General features: G+C 33.9%; 17 protein-coding genes and 1 tRNA gene. 8 read left to right on the forward strand and 10 right to left on the reverse strand.

Annotated elements, in window-relative coordinates; genetic code table 11:
* Positions 1–638, forward strand: a 638-nt coding sequence (locus tag RMO53_RS02275; RefSeq protein ID WP_310377733.1) for a T9SS sorting signal type C domain-containing protein, incomplete at its 5' end; no start/stop codon positions are given.
* A 148-nt stretch (positions 639–786) separates the two neighbouring features.
* On the opposite strand, the gene bioB is transcribed toward RMO53_RS02275, so the two are convergent.
* The 7 genes from bioB to RMO53_RS02310 all read right to left on the reverse strand — a co-directional run bounded on the left by bioB (position 787) and on the right by RMO53_RS02310 (position 9,324).
* The gene (gene bioB / locus RMO53_RS02280; protein ID WP_310377734.1) at positions 787–1,872 is read right to left on the reverse strand and encodes a biotin synthase BioB; all 1,086 of its coding nucleotides are present in this window, start codon (positions 1,870–1,872) and stop codon (positions 787–789) included.
* A 95-nt stretch (positions 1,873–1,967) separates the two neighbouring features.
* Positions 1,968–2,405 (reverse strand): hypothetical protein, encoded by a 438-nt coding sequence (locus RMO53_RS02285; RefSeq protein WP_310377735.1) that lies wholly within the window; start codon positions 2,403–2,405, stop codon positions 1,968–1,970.
* Positions 2,406–2,518: 113 nt separating this feature from the next.
* The gene (locus RMO53_RS02290; RefSeq protein WP_310377736.1) at positions 2,519–3,448 is read right to left on the reverse strand and encodes a bifunctional riboflavin kinase/FAD synthetase; all 930 of its coding nucleotides are present in this window, start codon (positions 3,446–3,448) and stop codon (positions 2,519–2,521) included.
* A gap of 118 nt (positions 3,449–3,566) precedes the next feature.
* Positions 3,567–5,630 carry a T9SS type A sorting domain-containing protein gene (locus tag RMO53_RS02295; protein ID WP_310377737.1) on the reverse strand — a complete coding sequence of 688 codons (2,064 nt, stop codon included), beginning with the start codon at positions 5,628–5,630 and terminating at the stop codon, positions 3,567–3,569.
* An 80-nt stretch (positions 5,631–5,710) separates the two neighbouring features.
* Positions 5,711–7,741 (reverse strand): M43 family zinc metalloprotease, encoded by a 2,031-nt coding sequence (locus RMO53_RS02300; protein ID WP_310377738.1) that lies wholly within the window; start codon positions 7,739–7,741, stop codon positions 5,711–5,713.
* A gap of 19 nt (positions 7,742–7,760) precedes the next feature.
* Positions 7,761–8,375: an aminoacyl-tRNA hydrolase gene (pth, locus tag RMO53_RS02305; RefSeq protein ID WP_310377772.1), complete on the reverse strand. Its 615-nt coding sequence runs from the start codon at positions 8,373–8,375 to the stop codon at positions 7,761–7,763.
* Positions 8,376–8,583: 208 nt separating this feature from the next.
* Entirely contained in the window at positions 8,584–9,324 is a 741-nt protein-coding gene (locus RMO53_RS02310; protein ID WP_310377739.1) for a LytTR family DNA-binding domain-containing protein, read from the reverse strand.
* A gap of 355 nt (positions 9,325–9,679) precedes the next feature.
* Here RMO53_RS02310 and RMO53_RS02315 point away from each other — a divergent pair, with 355 nt between their 5' ends.
* Genes RMO53_RS02315 through RMO53_RS02325 form a run of 3 tightly spaced genes read left to right on the forward strand, consistent with a single transcriptional unit; the run spans position 9,680 to position 12,816 of the window.
* The gene (locus RMO53_RS02315) at positions 9,680–12,097 is read left to right on the forward strand and encodes an ATP-binding protein (RefSeq protein WP_310377740.1); all 2,418 of its coding nucleotides are present in this window, start codon (positions 9,680–9,682) and stop codon (positions 12,095–12,097) included.
* The gene (locus RMO53_RS02320) at positions 12,094–12,480 is read left to right on the forward strand and encodes a response regulator (protein ID WP_310377741.1); all 387 of its coding nucleotides are present in this window, start codon (positions 12,094–12,096) and stop codon (positions 12,478–12,480) included. Before RMO53_RS02315 ends, RMO53_RS02320 begins: the two co-directional genes overlap by 4 nt.
* Positions 12,481–12,816, forward strand: coding sequence for an Hpt domain-containing protein (locus RMO53_RS02325; RefSeq protein WP_310377742.1), 336 nt, complete (start codon positions 12,481–12,483; stop codon positions 12,814–12,816).
* A 52-nt stretch (positions 12,817–12,868) separates the two neighbouring features.
* On the opposite strand, the gene RMO53_RS02330 is transcribed toward RMO53_RS02325, so the two are convergent.
* Both RMO53_RS02330 and RMO53_RS02335 read right to left on the reverse strand, forming a co-directional pair.
* The gene (locus tag RMO53_RS02330) at positions 12,869–13,480 is read right to left on the reverse strand and encodes a 50S ribosomal protein L25/general stress protein Ctc (RefSeq protein WP_310377743.1); all 612 of its coding nucleotides are present in this window, start codon (positions 13,478–13,480) and stop codon (positions 12,869–12,871) included.
* 86 nt (positions 13,481–13,566) lie between these two features.
* Complete coding sequence (locus RMO53_RS02335; protein WP_310377744.1) at positions 13,567–14,508, reverse strand: ribose-phosphate pyrophosphokinase; 942 nt, start codon at positions 14,506–14,508, stop codon at positions 13,567–13,569.
* Between the two features lie 218 nt (positions 14,509–14,726).
* On the opposite strand from RMO53_RS02335, the gene RMO53_RS02340 reads away from it, so the two are divergent.
* Positions 14,727–14,806, forward strand: a tRNA-Leu gene (locus RMO53_RS02340).
* 195 nt (positions 14,807–15,001) lie between these two features.
* On the opposite strand, the gene RMO53_RS02345 is transcribed toward RMO53_RS02340, so the two are convergent.
* Entirely contained in the window at positions 15,002–16,000 is a 999-nt protein-coding gene (locus RMO53_RS02345; RefSeq protein WP_310377745.1) for a GntR family transcriptional regulator, read from the reverse strand.
* Between the two features lie 144 nt (positions 16,001–16,144).
* On the opposite strand from RMO53_RS02345, the gene RMO53_RS02350 reads away from it, so the two are divergent.
* The 3 genes from RMO53_RS02350 (at position 16,145) to RMO53_RS02360 (ending at position 19,462) form a co-directional block, all read left to right on the forward strand.
* Entirely contained in the window at positions 16,145–17,155 is a 1,011-nt protein-coding gene (locus tag RMO53_RS02350) for an aldose epimerase family protein (RefSeq protein WP_310377746.1), read from the forward strand.
* A 14-nt stretch (positions 17,156–17,169) separates the two neighbouring features.
* The gene (gene galK, locus RMO53_RS02355) at positions 17,170–18,342 is read left to right on the forward strand and encodes a galactokinase (protein ID WP_310377747.1); all 1,173 of its coding nucleotides are present in this window, start codon (positions 17,170–17,172) and stop codon (positions 18,340–18,342) included.
* A gap of 70 nt (positions 18,343–18,412) precedes the next feature.
* Positions 18,413–19,462, forward strand: coding sequence for a UDP-glucose--hexose-1-phosphate uridylyltransferase (locus RMO53_RS02360; RefSeq protein ID WP_310377748.1), 1,050 nt, complete (start codon positions 18,413–18,415; stop codon positions 19,460–19,462).

A 19,462-nucleotide genomic window follows, 5' to 3' on the forward strand; every position in this document is an offset into this window, starting at 1 on the left:
CACAAGGTGCATTTAAACAAATGCTACTGGGTTATATAACCGGAGCTACAAATGAAATTGACAATGCGTTTGACGGTGAAAGTTTTGATGGGAACGAATTTGTAGATTTTTATAGTGTGAACCAAGACAAAAACCTTGTAATTCAAGGTAGAGCATTACCCTTTGACGAAAAGGATGAAGTAGCACTAGGTTTTAGAACCACAATCAACGGAGCTTTTACTATAAAAATGGATCAAGTTGACGGACTTTTTACAAATCAAAATGTGTTTATTGAAGACAAGTTGAATAATACAGTTTTTGATTTAAAAAGTGGAGACTATACTTTTAGTACAGTAGCAGGGATTTTTAACGATCGTTTTGTCTTGCGTTATACTAATAAAACATTAGGTACAAACGAATATGATTTTTTAGAAAACCAAGTTTTAGTTTCAAATAAAAACAAACAAATTAAAATTACTTCATTAGTTGAACTAATGGATAAAGTATTGGTTTATGACTTGCTAGGAAGACCACTTTATCAGAAAGATAAAGTAAATAACACGGAGTTGTCTTTACCAAATTTAGGTTCTAATCAAACACTATTATTAAAAATCACCCTGCAAAACGGGAAGACTGTCTCTAAAAAAGTGAGCAATTAGTTTTTCAAAAACTGAAAACTTTAAACGGGAAGTTATTACATTAAAAAAGCAAAACCCACAATTATCAGATTGTGGGTTTTGCTTTTTATATCCAACTTACATGAACTTAATTTTTTTATAAAGTTCAAATTTAGACAATAATTAGTGTTTAGTTTCCTTTTATAGAAGCTTCAAGATTTCGCTCAATTGTATGTCCTGGTCGCGACCATTTTGGTTTTTCGCCAAGTGTTGCAAATTGCGAATCTGTTGCTTCAACGGTTTCGGGTTGAGCCACTTTCACAAACGGTTTTTGTGGAACTAATCCGAGCATTTCAAACATTTTCATGTCTTCGTTGACATCTGGATTTGGAGTTGTCAATAATTTGTCTCCAGCAAAAATAGAATTGGCACCTGCAAAAAAACACATGGCTTGTCCTTCGCGACTCATATTCATTCTGCCTGCTGACAAACGCACTTGGGTTTCGGGCATGATAATTCGGGTTGTAGCAACCATACGAATCATTTCCCAAATTTCTACTGGTTTTTCTTCCTCCATTGGAGTTCCTTCAACAGCAACCAAAGCATTAATGGGTACCGATTCCGGTTGTGGATTCAAGGTCGATAGTGCCACAAGCATTCCTGCTCGGTCTTCGATACTTTCGCCCATACCAATGATTCCACCACTGCAAACCGTAACATTGGTCTTACGAACATTCTCAATAGTTTGCAAACGGTCTTCAAAACCTCTGGTAGAAATGACTTCTTTATAATATTCTTCGGATGTATCTAAGTTGTGATTGTATGCATACAAGCCAGCTTCGGCTAAACGGTGTGCTTGATTTTCGGTAATCATTCCCAGCGTGCAACATACTTCCATGTCGAGTTTGTTAATGGTGCGAACCATTTCAAGAACTTGGTCAAATTCTGGTCCGTCTTTTACATTACGCCAAGCTGCACCCATGCAAACACGTGATGATCCACTTGATTTTGCTCGTAAAGCTTGCGCTTTTACTTGGCTAACTGACATTAAATCGTTGCCTTCAATATCTGTATGATAACGAGCTGCTTGTGGACAATAGCCACAATCTTCGGGGCAACCACCAGTTTTTATAGAAAGTAAAGTAGAAACTTGAACCACATTTGGATCGTGATGCTCTCTATGAATTGTAGCTGCTTCAAAAAGCAAATCCATCAAAGGCTTATTGTATATAGAAATAATTTCGTCTTTGGACCAATTGTGTTTTGTGATGCTCATTTATAGGCTGTTTTGATACTTCAAAAGTAATCAAATAGTTCTAAAGAAGCAATGCTGCCTTTATGAAAAAGTTAAAAAGAGTACGCGATGTTATACTAATCCGTTGTATGGCGGTTGTTCCAATACAGCATTATTAGCATGGTAACTACTACAGAGGAAGCAATACCTTCAAATAACAAACATATAGAGTAGGTTGCGATTGACGGGTTTCCACCAAAGAGAAAAGTTTCTGAAAGTGACTGGATATAAGATTCCCCGCCTTTCATATAACTATAAACAACCAATCCAATGATACTTAAAAATACACCTATAAGTGATGTTTTCATTGCAGAAATAGCATTTGAAACAAAATTCATTTTGCCTTCGGCAATATTCATGGAGAGTGTTCTATTAACCCCATAAAGCACAAAAAAGGTGTTGATTAATCGTAAGTACGCTTTATCTCCAAAACCTATTGCAATAATGAATAAAAAATAAACTGCAATTCCGAAGAAAATAATTAATCCGTTTTTATATTCTGTAGATAATTTCATAATACACTCTTTAATTAAGGTTTAAAAAAATCACTTTGTAAATTGTATCGCATTACTATATCAAATTTACATAAAAAAGCATACTGTTTTATGAATGAACTAATAAAATATTTTTATAGTGCTTTAAAGTAAGCCAAAGCCGAAGATGAATCTAATTCTAACTGTTTCTTTAAAAGCGTAACATTTTCGAATTTCTGTTCGGAACGAATTCTGTGTAGGATAGAAACGGATATTTTTTTATGGTATAAATCTTCATTAAAGTCAAAATAATGAACTTCTATCGATTTATTTTTACCATCAACAGTTGGGTTGTTGCCAATGTTCATTATTCCTTGAACCACTTTATTATTTATTGGACTTTGTACAACATAAACACCATCTTTTGGAATCAGTTTGTATTCTTCCTCAATTTTAAGATTTGCGGTTGGAAATCCTATCGTTCTTCCGAGTTGTTTTCCTTTACTTACTTTTCCGCTCAAACTATATTCATATCCTAAATATTTGTTTGCTAATTCCATGTTTCCTTCTAAAAGAGCATTTCTAATTTTGGTAGAACTTATAGAAACATCGTTTATTTCTTGAACAGTGATTTGTTCTACTTCAAAATCAAATTGTTCACCATAAGTAATAAGGTCGTCAATATTTGCAGTCCTGTTTCTTCCAAAACGGTGATCGTAACCAATAATTATTTTTTGAATATGTAGACTATCTACAAGAATTGTTTTCACAAACGCTTCGGCAGTTAATCTCGAAAAACTTTCGTCAAAAGGATGAATGATGAGGTTTTGGATGCCTATAGTTTCTAACAAATCAATTTTTTCGGCAATGGTATTGAGTAACCTTACTTCTGATTTTTCCTGTAAAACCATACGTGGATGAGGAAAAAAGGTAAGCACCACACTTTCATATTCTGAATCAAACGTGTTTTGGATTACTTTTTCTAGGATTTTTTTATGCCCAATGTGCACGCCGTCAAAAGTGCCTAGAGTTAGAATTGTTTTTTTTGTGGAAACGAAATCGTGAATAGAATGAAAAATCTTCAAAGTAAAAGTTTTATGATGCTGCAAATTTATACTAATAATAATAGACCTGTCTGCCGACAGGCAGGTAAAAAAAGAGGATAGAAACAAATCAATCCCCTAAAGTGCATGTTTTTTTTAATTATTCTTTAATAAACTGCAATGTTTTTTTCTCATCGTCTTTTGCAATAGTAATAAAATAGTTGCCAGTGCTCAAAGTCGAAGTGTTTACGGTTAAATCACTTTCTTTGGAAACTTGTTTTTTGCTAATAGATTGTCCTAGAGAATTGTAAATCGTATAACTGTTTGGTAGGCCAAATTCACTTGGTATTTTTATGTTTAACGTTCCTTTGGTTGGGTTTGGGTAAAGGTATATCGCATTTGAAGATTCAAATTCGGTATTGCTCAGTGTGTTAGTAGAAAAACGGGTATTTTCATACGAATTAAAAGTGTTACCATATTTAACAAGTGTCACGCCATCAGTAGATTTGATGTCATAATAACCGTCTCCACCACCGCAACAAATCCCATCGTTATAGAAGTCGTTTATAGTAAAAGAATAACATTGATTACTGGCTAAAGTCCAAGGTATTGTAAGTAAAGCTGGTAAAGGTTCAACTTCGGCATCACTATATGGACCACCACTGTATAATGTAATTCCTGAACTATTTTTTAAACTCCAACTGGTCTCACTACCAAACAAATCACGTTGCAATCTAAACACAAAATTAGTAAAAGTGTAATTTGTAGGCGAAACCGGTTGTATATAATTTCCGGTTGCGGTGTTGTTTGAATTTCTTTGATCTGCACTGCCATTTGCATTTAAAACAGTCACGTTAATAGTTGCGTTTATGGCTGAATTTACTGGAACTACAAAGGTTGCAGATTGATGTGTGGCTAAATTACCTGACCAATTATAGGTCGCCGCATTCGTTCCGTTTATAGTATAGTTAAGAGTCGCCGATGTTAAATTACTTGTCCCTCTATTATAAATTGTAATTTTTTGACCTGCAAAACAAGCTACGTCAGAACAATTTGTTTCTACCTTAACTTCCGCATCATTAGCAAATAGTGCCATTGGTAAATTTTTAGTAGAGGCTTTTAACGAAAGTCTTCTCACTGCATTATTTATTATCACTACCATTCTGTCTTTTTGGTTTTGGGTAAAAATGTTCATGCAGGCATCATTGGTATAATCCATATAATTTTCGGTCATGTCAAAACCAATATCACTAGGACAAGTGTCAAAAATGCCACAGGTGTAATGTTCATACCCAGCTTGTGGTGTGTCAGCACAAAAATCTGTGGCAATACAATCTGGTATATTTTCTAATTCATCACCATTTCCATCTCCCCAAATATGTCTTAACCCTAGCCAATGTCCAACTTCATGAGTCATTGTTCTTCCTTTGTCGTAGGGAGCATTTAGGGAAAAAGACCCTAAATCACTACTGCCAAAAGCCCTGTAATTTGCAACAACACCATCCGTATTTGGATCGCCTCCTGTAGTAAGTCCGCCTAAACCTACAGCTTCTGGGAATTGTGCATAGCCCAATATATTATCAACAAGATTTACACTCCACATATTTAAATATTGTGTGGGATTCCAGATGGTTGCGGGTTTTATATTCAAATCTATTTCGTCGCTTAAAGCAACCCATGATTCTTGACAAAATGCTACTCTATCTATGCCGTTTGTGGGGTTTCCGTTTGGGTCTTGTTGTGCGAGAGCAAATTCAATTTGTATGTCTGAACCTACTGGGTTAGAGTTAAATCCTGGTGTTCCCATCATTTTTCTAAAATCTTGGTTGAGTACTGTAATTTGAGATTGCACTTGCGCATCAGAAATATTTGGAGCTGTTCCTATTGCTTGACCACTGTGTATAACATGAACTACAACTGGAATGGTGATAATTCCACCAGACTCTGACGAAGTTCGCATTGCTTTATGTTGCTTGACTAATGGTGCTAACCAGTTTTCAAACTGCTCTCCAGTCATTCTTTTCGGGTTTTTTTCTTGAAGGCTTTTTTCGTATTCCGTAGTTACGCAACGATTTATTCCATTATTTGGATTTCCATTTTTGGAATTAATTGTTTGACCAAAAATGGTTTTGGGTTTCTTATTTTGACTGTATGAAATACTCATAGCGAGCAATAACATTATAAAAAATAGGTTTGTGGCAAAAATCGGGGTTGAATTTTTCATTATTTTTAAATTAAAAAATTTAGGAATGCTAATCTACTTATAATTAAATATAGAATGAAGTGTTTTGCAATTATTTAAAACTATTCTTTTATAAAACGTAAAGTTTTTTTTACAACTCCTTTTTCTATAGTAATAAAATAAGCGCCACTGCTCAAAAAAGCGGTGTTGATTGTAAAATTTTTTTCATCAAAGACTTTATCAATTTTAACGATTTGACCTAGTAGATTACTAATCTTATAACTGCATAGTAATCCTAAATTACTGGGAGTTGTTATATTTAAAATGTCTTTTACTGGATTTGGATAGATATAAAAATCATCCGAGTCTACAATTACGGGATCGTCAATATTTATACTAAATGTTTTACTTTCGGATGTTGAAAATGTAGCTCCAGAAAGCACCATAGTATTTCCATCAGAGGAAGTAATATTATAAAAACCATTACCATAATCGCAACAAATTCCATCGCCTTCTACGTCATTTATGGTAAAAGTATAACAGTCGTTATTAATAAGAGTCCAGGATTCAGTTATTAATGCGGGCAATGTCGCCTCATCAATATATGGTCCGCCATTATATAAAATAGTGCCAGAACTATTTTTTAAGTCCCATGTAGTTTCGCTGCCAAATTCATCCAGTTGCAGCTTAAAGATTAAATTATTGAAAGTATAATTATCAGGCAATATTGGAAGTATAAAATTACCACTTGCAGTATTGTTTGTTGTTCTTTGATCGTTTACTCCATTAGCTTTGTTGATGTTTATGTTCATCGTTCCGCTTATGGTTGAACTTACTGGGATGTCAAAAGTAGCGGATTTATGTGTTGCTAAATTACCAGTCCAATTATAAGTTGTAGTATTCACGCCGTTTATATTGTAACTTATTGTTGCAGTGGTTAAATTAGTTGTTCCTCTATTGTAGATTGTAATTTTCTGAATGATTTGTGCAGTTCCGCAGACTTCTGTTGGGCAACTATTTTCTATCTTAATTTCTGCATCATTTGCAAACAAAGGAACAGTAAAATTTTTTGTTGACGCTTTTAAGGAACTTCTTCGAGTTGCGTTATTGATAATTACTACCATTCTATCTTTTTGATTTTGGGTAAAAATATTCATACAAGCATCATCCGTATAATCCATATAATTCTCCACCATTTCATTTCCATTAGCATCGCAATTTACAACAGTAGGACAGTCAAAATTACCGTCATGTTGAATCGGAGTGTCTGCGCAATAATCATTTCCACAAGTTGCATCACCCCAAATATGTACTAATCCCAACCAATGTCCAACTTCATGTGTCATTGTTCTGCCTTTGTCGTAGGGAGCATTTAGAAAAAATGTGCCAAAATTAGTACTACCAAACGAACTATAGTTTGCAACAACACCATCAGTATTTGAACTTCCTCCAGATGCATCGAGTCCTAATAAACCTGATGCATCAGGAAATTGCGCATATCCTAAAATGTCATCGTCTGAAAAATCAACACTCCACATGTTCATATATTGAGTTGGATCCCAAATTGTAACTGGTTTTACGGTCGATTCTATTTCAGTATCGGACCATGAATTTTGACAAAAAGCTACTCTGTCTATTCCGTTCGTAGGGTTTCCATTTGGATCTTGCTGCGCAAGGGCAAATTGTATTTGCGTGTCTGCTCCAACTGGATTTATATTGAATCCGGGCGTTCCAATCATTTTTCTAAAATCTTCATTGAGTACCGTTATCTGTGATTGAACTTGTTGATCAGTAATATTTGGCGCAAATCCAATTTCTTGTCCGTTGTGTATTACGTGTACTACAACCGGAATTGTAATAATTCCGCCTGACTCAGACGAATTTCGCATGGATTTTTTTTGCTTGATTAAAGGTGCTATCCAGTTTTCAAATTGAGCACTTGTCATTCTTTTTGGATTTTTTTCTTGTAGAAATTTTTCGTATTCAGTTGTAGAACAACGAGTGTAGCCGTTTTTTGGATTTATATTTTTAGATTGTTTTTCTTTGCCAAACGCAGTATTATTTGGGTGCTTTTTTATTTGACTGTGGGTCAACCCGAAGTAAAGCAAACAAATTACTTTAAACAAATTATAAATAGTGAAGCCGTTTTTCATTTAAAGAATTAAATTTTTTTTACTTTCCGTTAAACGCAGTCATTGTGTTTTCTAATCCTGCGGTTCCAAAGGATTTTATAACTTCCGAAGCCAGTTCTAATCGTTCAGTAAGTTTTGCTTTTTCATCTTCATCCCAATCACCAAGAACATAATCCACTTGTTTGCCTTTTTTGAATTCATCGCTTATTCCAAAACGAAACCGATTATAATCTGTAGTGTTTAAAATGGCGTGAATGCTTTTGAGTCCGTTGTGTCCACCATCGCTTCCTTTTGGTTTGATGCGTATTTTTCCAAATGAGAGATTCAAATCATCGGTAATTACTAGGATATTTTCGAGTGGAATATTTTCTTTGTCCATCCAATATTTTACAGCTTTGCCACTTAAGTTCATGTAGGTATTGGGTTTCAAGAGCAAAAAGGCTCGGCCTTTAAATTTGTATTCGGCAAGCGCACCGAGTTTCACGGTTTCGAAAGAAAGACTTTCTTTTTTTGCAAAGTGATCCAGCACTTTGAATCCTATATTGTGTCGGGTATTTACATATTCGGCACCAATGTTGCCGAGTCCGACGATTAAAAATTTATTACTCACTGTTTTTATATTATTTTTTTGGTGTTCGTGAACCTCCGGTCTCATAGTATCACGTTTTTCCACTACTGGTTTTTGTTTGAAGATGTTTTTAAGCCAATTCATTTTGTAAAAATACGAAAGTTTCTATGAGTACAAATACAATAATAAATTGCGGAAGTATTTGGGGTATTGAAAGAAAAAATGATATTTGTTATTACACATAATTATGTTTTTTTGCCGAGGATTTTTACAGATTACGTTTTATAAGTCATTTTTATTCTATACTAAAAAACCAATTGTAAGCTTCCGATTTCTTTCGCCTTGAAATAGGAATTTCGACTCCGTTTTTTAAAACAAAATGATTGTTTTTTAAAGTTTCGATATGGTATCGATTAACTAAATACGAACGATGACTTCTAAAAAAACTTTTATCGTTGAGTATCTCTTCAAAGTAAGCTAGATTTTTCGATGACAATTCTCGGGAACCATTTGCAAAGTAAATGTAACTGTAATTGCGTTCTCCTTCAATGTGCGTAATTTGTTTTAAAGGCAATCGCAAGGTGCCGCTTTGTGTTGCCAATACCAATTTTTGATTCTCAACCGATTGTAATTCAAGATTTGATAACGCATTCTTTACTTCATCACTATTGCCCGAAGACTTAAGAAAGCGCTTTATGGCTTCATCCAATTCATTTTCCTGAATGGGTTTAATCAAATAATCTAAGGCGTTAAAACGGAATGCCTTGATGGCATAATGACTGTGCGAAGTAGTAAAAATAGTTTGGAAATTGATATCATCCAACTGCTGCAATAATTCAAAACCTGTCATATCGGGTAATTCAATATCCAAAAAAACAACATTGGGTTGATTTGATGCTATTAACTGTAAAGCTTCTTTACCTGAAGTAGCTATGCCCGCAACTGTTATAGCCGTTGGGTGTTGCAAGAGTAAATCATGCAAAACCGTTGCCATAAATGCATTATCTTCAACTATTATGGCATTTATTGATTTCATATAGCAGCAAACTTAAACCAAAAATACATTTATTTATAACCGTTTGATAATTTTAGTTACCTTATGATAAGCCAAATAAGGTTCGTATTCGTATTATGATATAAATTTGTTTACTAATCTTTATAAACAAACAATTATGATGGAAAAACTTCTTACACAAAATCATATAAAATGCTTCCTAATTGTCATCGGAGTATTTTTCGCATCTATTGTTTTCGGACAAAAAAGAACAGATGCGGAACTATTTGCCACCTGGAAAGATAAATCGAAACCAGAGACAGTAAGATTAGACGCAATTTTTGAGAGACTGAATGTTGATATAGACTCCTTAACCAACAGTCAAGAACCTAAATGGTTGAAGAAATGGCAAAAGGAAATTAAAGGAGCCATCGAACTGGCTATCAAAAACGACAAAAAGGGATACTTGCCGTTATTTTATGTTAATACTATGGAAGATTGTGCCGGCAACACAGAATGTATGTGTACGACTGCCCAAAAGGCAATAGAAAGTGCAAAGGTTGCAAATGCTTCCAAATTGCCAATTGTTTTATTTTTATACGTTGGAGTAACCAGTCATTGCAAGGCAAATGTTACAGAAGAAGATGTGATGAATGAATTTAATAAATTTAAAAGCACATTAGCAGATAATCCTAAAGATAATAAAATGTTACGGGAATTAAATTCCAGTATGGGAGAATGGGCTTTATATAATAATAAATTTCCAAAAGCCTTAGCTTATTTTCGGGAAAGCCTACGTTTATCTGAAAAACTACATTTAAGCGATGGGACTTATACACGAAACAATGCATCGCTTTCTGCTATACATACCAATATAGGAAATTACAAAGAATCGGAAAAGTATGTTGTTAAAAGTATAACGTTAGCGCATCAACAAAAAGACACTTTAAACATTGGTAGTTCCTATATAACCATGTCGAAATTACAGCTAAAGTTAAAAGATGAGGTTCAGGCGAAAATCTATGTAGATTCTGCTATGTACTTTATGAAAAATGTTAAGAAATGTGAGGAGTGTTATAACATAGCAAAAACGATAAGCGCCGGCATCAAGAATTTATCAGGTCACTTTTCAGAAGCTTTAAAAGATTTGAATGAAGTTGAATATTTTTCAAAAGAAGAAAATGGTGGTTTTAAACTGGAACATAATTTTTTCATTGAAAAAGCCAATGCTTTCATGGGTCTGAAAAGATATGATGAAGCTATCAACACCATCAATGCTTCAGAAGATACTGAAGTAACCTTATTTGGAACAACCTCTGATCAGTACGATATTTTAGTGAACGCTTATGAAGCAAAAGGAGATTATAAAAAAGCATTAGAAAATTATAAACTCTATGTACAAGTAGAAGATTCATTAGCGGTATGGAGAAATGGCAGCGAAGTAACCCGGCTGGAATTAGAAAGCGAATTCACGCAACAACAACTACAATCTCAACTCGACTTTCAAACCAAACTGAATAGACAAAAGTCAACCAAAAACTGGATTCTGTTTTTAGGTATTTCAACTTTTCTGATTGCTTTAGGATTATATTTCAGACTTCGTTATACAAGAAAAACCCAAAAACTATTACAGCAAAAAAATGAAATCATCGAAGCCGAAAAAGAAAAAGCACTAGCCAGCGAAAAAGCCAAACATCAGTTTCTTGCCAATATGAGTCATGAGATTCGCACGCCTATGAATGCGATAAAAGGCATGATTGATATTCTCATCAGACGTAATCCTAATAAAGACCAGAAAGAATATTTGGATGCCATCAAACAATCATCCGATTCACTCTTGGTTATTATTAACGATATACTAGACATCTCTAAAATTGAAGCGGGTAAAATAACATTAGAACACGAACCTTTTTCGGTAAATGATTTAGTAGATAATGTCCATACAATCATGCAATTCAAAGCCGAAGAAAAAGGGTTGCAACTCAAAAAAGACATGCCGACAGAACGCATGAATGTTACAGGTGATGACACTCGATTGCGTCAAATTCTGATCAATCTTATTGGCAACGCGATTAAGTTTACTGAAAAAGGTGTGGTTAAAACCACTATAAAATTGGATATAGTTGATAACAAGGTAAATCTGCATTTTATAGTATCAGATACTGGTATTGGCATAGATGAAGCTTACTTAGATAAAATATTTAAATCATTTGAGCAAGCTTATAGCGACACTTCAAGAAAGTTTGGCGGAACAGGTTTAGGATTAAGTATTTCTAAGAAATTAGTAGAACTGCACAACGGAAAAATTTGGGTAGAAAGTGAACCAGGAAAAGGCAGTCAGTTTCATTTTATCCTGGCGTATGACCTAGCCGAAACTTATACTCAAGACTTCCAATCTGAACATACTGATAACAATATTGCTGAAAAGCTAAAAGGAATAAGCATACTGTTGGTAGAAGACAATCAGTTCAATGCTATTGTAGCTCAGGAAGAATTGGAAGACGCTATTGAAGGCGTTACAGTAGAAGTTGCAGAAAATGGAGTCATTGCTCTTGAGAAATTAAAATCATCCCATTTTGACATTATTCTTATGGATGTACAAATGCCGACTATGAATGGATACGAAGCTACCAAAGCCATTAGAGCTTTAAATAACGAAAAAGCCAAGACGCCAATAATCGCTATGACAGCCAATGTGTTTAAAGAAGAAATCGATGCTTGCAACCAAGCTGGAATGAACGATTTTATTGGGAAACCATTTGATACCAACGAATTACTGCAAAAGATATATAACTTAAAAAACAAAAACTCATGATTACTAACAATCCAACCATTTTCATCGTAGATGATGAACCACTATTATCCGAAATGTTAGCCGATTATTTAAAAGACCAATATGGTGGTTTCAACATACAATCCTTTCCAACAGGAGAAGCTTGTTTAAAAAACTTGCATTTACAACCCAATATTGTAGTATTAGATTATCATCTGAACTCCAAAGAAAAAGACGCCGCTAATGGAATAGACATCTTGAAGGAGATAAAAAAACGAAACAAAATGTTGACAGTAATCATGCTGTCCAGTCAAAAAAGTTATGGAACCGCTACACAAACCATCATGTATGGCGCGGTGCATTATGTGATTAAAGGGCAAGATGCTTTTGAAGAGATTTATCAATTAATTAAAGCCAATGTATAAATGGTCGATTTAACCTTTTTAAAAAAATTTACCAAAGACGATACCGTAAAAATGAAGCGTTATATTTCACTTTATCTTGATGTAGCGCCAAAAACATTTGCCGAAATGCAACGCAACTTCGATAACAAGGATTGGGATCAGCTTCGTATTAATGCACATTCCTTAAAACCACAAGCTGATTTTATGGGAATTTCCAATTTAAAAGAAGAGCTCAACAAAATAGAAGAAGCTGTGAAAATGAATAATCTTAAGGATATTGAAAAACTATTTAATTCAGCTTTCTTATTATCCAGTAATTCGGAGAATACACTTAAAGAGATATTAGAGCAATTCTAAAAAAAAAGCACTAGTTTTACAACTGATGCTTTCTTGAATGATTGAAAAAATATTATTTTTTCTTTTTCCCTGCAGGAGCTTTTGCTGCTTTTGCTGCTTCTTGAGCTGCTTTCATAGCCGCACGAGAAATTCGTACTTGAGCTACAACAGTGTTGTCTGGGTGCAAAAATTTGTATTTGTCAGAAACAAGTTTCGTTACATACAATTTATTACCCATTTCAAGCGGAGAAATGTCAGCGTCAATAAAATCAGGAAGATTTTTTGGCAACGCTTTAACTTTTAATCTACGCGTGTTCAAACGTAATACTCCACCTAATAACACTCCAGGAGATACTCCAATAACTTTTACAGGAACTTCCATTGTGATTTCTTTGTCATCAAATAATTGAAAGAAGTCAATGTGTAAAATCTTGTCCGTCACAGGGTGAACCTGTATGTCTTGTAAAATGGCATTTAATGATTTTCCTTCACCAAGTTCAATCACAACGGTGTGTGCGTTTGGAGTGTAAACCAATGTTTTGAATGCTCTTTCGTCTGCTGAAAAATGCACTGGTTGATTTCCTCCGTATAGCACGCAAGGAACCGCTCCAGCATTACGTAAGGCTTTAGTCGCAACTTTGCCCACGCTTTCTCTTTCTGATCCTTTAATTGTAATCGATTTCATTGTAAAAAAATATAGTTAATAATTATTAAAATTCTTCTTTTTTTAACGCTTTTGACTTCCATCTCCCATCTTCAAACTTCCATCTCCTACATCAAAAATGTTCCACTAATCGAATTGTTATTTTGTACCATTTGCATTACCTCTGCAAAAAGCGGTGCGCAACTTACAACTCTTATTTTGTTTGATTCCTTCTTTAACGGAATAGAATCGGTAACTATTAATTCTAGTAATTTAGAATTTTCAATTTTTTGGTAAGCATCGCCTGATAAAATAGCATGTGTACAAATGGCTCTTACGCTCAATGCTCCTTTTTCAATCATTAAATCTGCGGCTTTCGCCAATGTGCCTCCGGTATCAATCATATCGTCAACAAGAACTACGTTTCTGCCTTTTACTTCACCTATTAGTTCCATAGTGTCAATAATATTAGCTGCCTTTCGTTGTTTGTAACAGATAACTACGTCTGATTCTAAAAATTTAGAATAGGCGTAAGCTCTTTTTGAACCTCCCATATCAGGCGATGCAATTGTCAAATTTGCTAGGCCTAGACTTTTTACATACGGCAAAAATATGGTTGATGCAAAAAGGTGATCTACAGGTTTTTCAAAGAAGCCTTGAATTTGGTCTGCATGCAAATCCATGGTCATTATTCTGGTTGCACCTGCAGTTTCTAATAATTTAGCCACTAATTTAGCCCCAATTGGCACTCTTGGTTTGTCTTTTCTATCCTGTCTTGCCCAACCGAAATAAGGTATTACTGCTGTTATATGTCTTGCCGAAGCACGTTTTGCAGCATCTATCATCAGTAACATTTCCATTAAATTGTCTGCTGTTGGAAAAGTAGAACAAACTATAAATACTCTCAAACCTCTTATAGACTCTTCGTAAGAAGGTTGAAATTCACCATCACTATATTTCGACATCGTGATTTTACCTAAAGGAATTCCGTATTCCTTGGCTATTTTCTCTGCGAGATAAACACTTTGTGAACACGCAAAAATTTTAGCTTCTGGCTCTAAGTGTGACATTTAATTTATTGTTTTATAGTTAGTTAGTGTGTTTTGTTTTATCGAGGTGCAAATTTAGCAATAAAATCCAACTGAGAAAGGAATTTTTAGATAAATTTATTAGAAATTGATATAATATTTTTTACATTTGCACCGTGTTAAAGGAAAAGATGTTTAGCTACCACTAAATATCTCTTTATTGCGTTGAAATAACTGTTGTTATTTTAGTCCTGCTAATTGCCCGGATGGCGGAATTGGTAGACGCGCTGGTCTCAAACACCTGTGGGAAACCGTGCCGGTTCGACTCCGGCTCCGGGTACAAAAAGCTCTTCTGAAAAGAAGAGCTTTTGTTTTTTACTGGAGTCGGGTCAAATTTTTTAATTTGATTTGGCTCCGGGTACAAAAAGCTCTTCTGAAAAGAAGAGCTTTTGTTTTTTATTGGAGTCGGGTCAAATTTTTTAATTTGATTTGGCTTCGGGCACAAAAATCGCTAACGATTGAACGGCTGTTTTAATCACAATGAATTTCTAACAATCAAAGCACACTTGTTTTCGATTTGTGCTTTTTTACCGCCTAATATCATTTCTGACATGATTTTTCCCATGGCTCTAAAATCAGTTGAAATGGTGGTAATTCCGTTTGCAACTACTTTTTTTAATGTGGTTTCATTATAGGAAATTATTCCAAAATCTTGCCCCAGTTTTAAATTTTGAAGCTTCGATTTTTCTATAACTCGTACTAAATCTCTATCATTTGGTATGATATAAACTTCTTCTGGTTTGATTTCTCTATTTTTGAATTCAGCAATCACTTCATATTCTAATATAAAATCAAGGCAAAATTTTTCGAATCCCTCTTTCATACCAATGGGTTCTCTGTATCCAGGAAAGATCAAAATCATTTTTTTATATTTGATTAATTTATATTTTCCTTTTAATAATGCCTGATAAATATCGTCTTTGTGATTTTGATAAACTGCGGGATAGTTTAATAATTCTGCCGTTGTTTGATCCAAGATATACACTTCGTTAACTGGTAGGGTTTTTATTATTGATGCCGCTCCAATTAAATTGGCTGGCATTATAATATATTTAGTATAATTTCCATTACTGTCATTTATTAGTTTTTGAAAAACTTTAAGGTTAAAGTGGTGGAAGAAAATATCTACCTCAACATCTTTACCAATGTTTTCTAAAATTGAATTATAAAGGTCTTCTTTGAAAATATTTAGCTCTTCAAAAAGTAAAAAAACGCGCTGTTTTATTGTTACAACGGTGCTTTTTATATAATATCCCTTTCCCAATATGGCATATATTATACCTCTTTTTTTTAACTCTTCATACGCCTGTAAAACAGTATCTCGAGATAATGAAAACTCGAGGCAGACTTTGTTTATTGAAGGGAGTTTCTCATCCTTTTTTAATTTGCCTTCCTCAATTGTTTTTTCAATTGAAGAAATGATTTGTTTGTATTTTGGAATACCTTGATTGTTTTGGATAGAAATAATTTTCATAAATGCATGAATTTTTGTGCAAGATACAAAAACTGGTAGGTACTGGTATGTATATTTTGAAAATTAATATATTTTTGAATTTCATTATTATCAATAAAAGTTAAAAATTAAAACACATATCATATTTTTATAACTAATTTTCTGATGAAATTATTTGGATTATTCTCAAACGGAGATATTGTTAATTCGTATGAATTGAGCAATCAAAATGGAATGCAATTAAAGATTGTTAATTTTGGAGCAACAATTACAGCACTAAAAATCCCATTGAAAAACGGAAAAGTTGTAGATGTAGTTTTAGGATTTGACAATTTAGATGCTTATGTAAAATCATTTTATTTAGAAAGTGCGCCCTATTTTGGAGCAACAGTTGGAAGATTTGCAGGTAGAATCAATAATGGAACTTTTTGTTTGAATGAGAAAAAATTCGATTTAAATAGTAATAATAATAATCATTCGCTTCATGGTGGAAATATAGGCTTTAGTCAAAAAATTTGGAAAGTAAAAAAAGTTAATCGCGAAAAAAATCCATCCATAACGCTAACCCACTTAAGCCCAAATGGGGATGAAAATTATCCAGGAGATTTATCAGTAGAACTTACCTATACTTTGACTGAAGAAAACGAATTAATTATTGATTACAAAGCTACTTCAACCCATGACACTATTGTAAATTTAACCCATCATAGTTATTTTAATCTTGACGGACATAATCTCGATGTTTTAGAACAGGATTTAGAGGTAAATTCTCAAAAAATGTTGGAAACTACAAACGAGAATATTCCAACCGGTAAGTATTTAAATTTAAAAGACCATCCTTTCAATTTTAACACTCCAAAAAAATGTCCTGCAAAAATTGACAACACTTTTATTTTAGAAAACGAGAAGGAACATGCCGCTTCGTTATTCAGCACGAAGAACAATTTAAAAATGTTAGTTTACACGAATCAGCCAGCAGTACATATTTATGTTGGTGGTAATTGTTTTAATAAAATAAAAGGCAAAGAAAATTCCGATTATCATCCCATAAGTGGGATTTGTTTTGAAACACAAAATTTCCCAGACGCACCAAACCATGATTATTTTCCGAGTTCGATTCTGAAAAAAGGAAGTGAATATTGCCATAAAACCATTTATAAATTTCAATCGTACTAATACATTTCTAGATAATGAATGATATATTAATTAAAAAAACAATCGCAGTATTTCAAGAGACTTTCGGGACATCACCAGAAAAAATGGTGCTTTCTCCAGGAAGAATAAACATCATTGGGGAACATATAGATTACAATGATGGCTATGTTTTACCTGCAGCTATCGATAAAATTATTTGTTTTGCTTTTGCCAAAAATAACTCAAAAAAATCTAGAATTTTAGCTTTAGATTTAAATGAAGAATTTGAAGTTGACTTAACTCAACCCATTTCATTGAGCAATGTAGTTTGGACGAATTATATTTTAGGGGTAATCAAACAATTACAAGATAATGGCCTTTTGTTCGGGGGTTTCGATTGTGTTTTTAGCAGTGATATTCCTGTTGGTTCTGGACTGTCTTCTTCGGCAGCTCTAGAATGTGGGACAATTTTTGGAATCGCAGCACTTTTTAATTTGTCAATTCCAAAAGTTGATATCGCACTAATGGGTCAAAAAGCGGAACATTGGGTTGGAATCAATTGCGGAATTATGGACCAGTTTTCGAGCGTTATGGGTCAGGAAAACAAAGTAATAAAAATTGATTGTAAAACCTTGGATTATGAATATCATGACGCCAATTTCAATGATTATTCTTTGATTTTATTCGATAGTAATGTCAAACATTCCTTAATGACCTCTGCCTACAATGAAAGACGAGAGCAATGTGATGAAGGACTTGCAATTATTAAAAGTAATTTTCCAGAAATCACCAGTTTTAGAGATTGTAACGAGAGTCATGTATTAAGCATTAAAGAGGAAATGGCGCCAAATGTTTTTGATAGATGCTACTATGTAATCAAAGAAATTCATCGTGTTGCTCTTGCCTGCAAAGCTTTGGATAACGGAGATATCAAAACATTAGGTAAATTGCTTTTTGAAACCCATGAAGGCTTGTCCAAAGAGTATTTAGTAAGTTGTCAAGAACTTGATTTTATAGTTGATACTTTAAAGCAAGAGAAAGCAGTTATTGGTTCTCGAATGATGGGTGGTGGTTTTGGCGGCTGTACTATTAATTTGATAAAGAAAGGGGAAGAAGAGGCTATAAAAGCTAAACTTACTCAAATGTATAAAGAAGCTTTTGATATAGAATTGAAAATTTATGATGTAAAAATCGGAAACGGTACATCGTTATATGAGCCAGTATTTTAGTTTTAAAGTCCTGTTTCGAAAGAAAAATATTTGCTACCTTATTTGCGGTAAAAAACACAAAAATAATAAAATGAAAAATTTTGATATAAACCAAGATCCTCACAGGCGATTCAATCCATTAATTAACGAATGGGTTTTAGTCTCACCACACAGAGCAACAAGACCTTGGCAAGGCCAAACCGAAAAAATCCATACGGATACACTACCAGAATACGATCCAACCTGCTATTTATGTCCAGGAAATGTTCGTGCCAATGGAGAAATAAATCCATTATATGAATCAAGTTTTGTTTTCGAAAATGACTTTGCAGCCGTAAAACAAGAACCAATTGCCTTTGCTGCCGAGACAAAGCCTACTTTCTTTAAAGCTAAACCAGAACGCGGAATTGCTAGAGTAGTTTGTTTTTCGCCAAAACATAATCTGACCTTACCTGAAATGGATCTTCCAGCTATTGAGTTAATTATTAGAACTTGGCAAAAAGAATACACGGATTTAGGAAATGTAGACTACATAAATCACGTTCAGATTTTTGAAAACAAAGGCAGTGTTATGGGATGTAGTAATCCTCATCCACATGGACAAATATGGGCGCAATCTTCGTTACCAACACAAGTGGAGAAAACACAAGATAGTTTGAAAGCCTATTTCGAAAAAAATCAAAGCAATCTTTTAATCGATTATTTGAATGAAGAATTAAAACTTAAAGAGCGCATTGTAATTGAGAGTGAGCACTTTGTGGCATTGGTTCCCTTTTGGGCAATTTGGCCGTTTGAGACGATGATTATTAGTAAACGTCATATAACGAATATAACCAACTTTACTCCAGAGGAAGTTTCGGATTATGCTATAATTTTAAAACAATTAACCATAAAATACGACAATCTTTTTGAGACTTCTTTCCCGTATTCATCAGGAATTCATCAAGCACCTACAGACGGAGAATTGCATCCAGAATGGCAATTTCACATGCATTTTTATCCGCCATTATTGCGTTCGGCCTCTGTAAAGAAATTTATGGTAGGTTACGAAATGATGGGAGAAGCACAAAGAGATATTACTCCAGAGAAAAGTGCTGCCGTATTGAAAACACTATCAGAGGTTCATTATAAAAATAAATAA

The sequence above is a fragment of the Flavobacterium sp. genome, from assembly GCF_031409475.1.
Classification (GTDB): domain Bacteria; phylum Bacteroidota; class Bacteroidia; order Flavobacteriales; family Flavobacteriaceae; genus Flavobacterium.

Bases quoted from the DNA above. Each gene is read 5' to 3' on its own strand.
- bioB (WP_310377734.1), bottom strand. From the start codon at position 1,872: ATGAGCATCACAAAACACAATTGGTCCAAAGACGAAATTATTTCTATA.
- RMO53_RS02310 (WP_310377739.1), bottom strand. From the start codon at position 9,324: ATGAAATCAATAAATGCCATAATAGTTGAAGATAATGCATTTATGGCA.
- RMO53_RS02295 (WP_310377737.1), bottom strand. From the start codon at position 5,630: ATGAAAAATTCAACCCCGATTTTTGCCACAAACCTATTTTTTATAATG.
- RMO53_RS02360 (WP_310377748.1), top strand. From the start codon at position 18,413: ATGAAAAATTTTGATATAAACCAAGATCCTCACAGGCGATTCAATCCA.
- RMO53_RS02285 (WP_310377735.1), bottom strand. From the start codon at position 2,405: ATGAAATTATCTACAGAATATAAAAACGGATTAATTATTTTCTTCGGA.
- pth (WP_310377772.1), bottom strand. From the start codon at position 8,375: ATGAGACCGGAGGTTCACGAACACCAAAAAAATAATATAAAAACAGTG.
- RMO53_RS02320 (WP_310377741.1), top strand. From the start codon at position 12,094: ATGATTACTAACAATCCAACCATTTTCATCGTAGATGATGAACCACTA.
- RMO53_RS02325 (WP_310377742.1), top strand. From the start codon at position 12,481: ATGGTCGATTTAACCTTTTTAAAAAAATTTACCAAAGACGATACCGTA.
- RMO53_RS02330 (WP_310377743.1), bottom strand. From the start codon at position 13,480: ATGAAATCGATTACAATTAAAGGATCAGAAAGAGAAAGCGTGGGCAAA.
- RMO53_RS02335 (WP_310377744.1), bottom strand. From the start codon at position 14,508: ATGTCACACTTAGAGCCAGAAGCTAAAATTTTTGCGTGTTCACAAAGT.
- RMO53_RS02350 (WP_310377746.1), top strand. From the start codon at position 16,145: ATGAAATTATTTGGATTATTCTCAAACGGAGATATTGTTAATTCGTAT.
- galK (WP_310377747.1), top strand. From the start codon at position 17,170: ATGAATGATATATTAATTAAAAAAACAATCGCAGTATTTCAAGAGACT.
- RMO53_RS02345 (WP_310377745.1), bottom strand. From the start codon at position 16,000: ATGAAAATTATTTCTATCCAAAACAATCAAGGTATTCCAAAATACAAA.
- RMO53_RS02300 (WP_310377738.1), bottom strand. From the start codon at position 7,741: ATGAAAAACGGCTTCACTATTTATAATTTGTTTAAAGTAATTTGTTTG.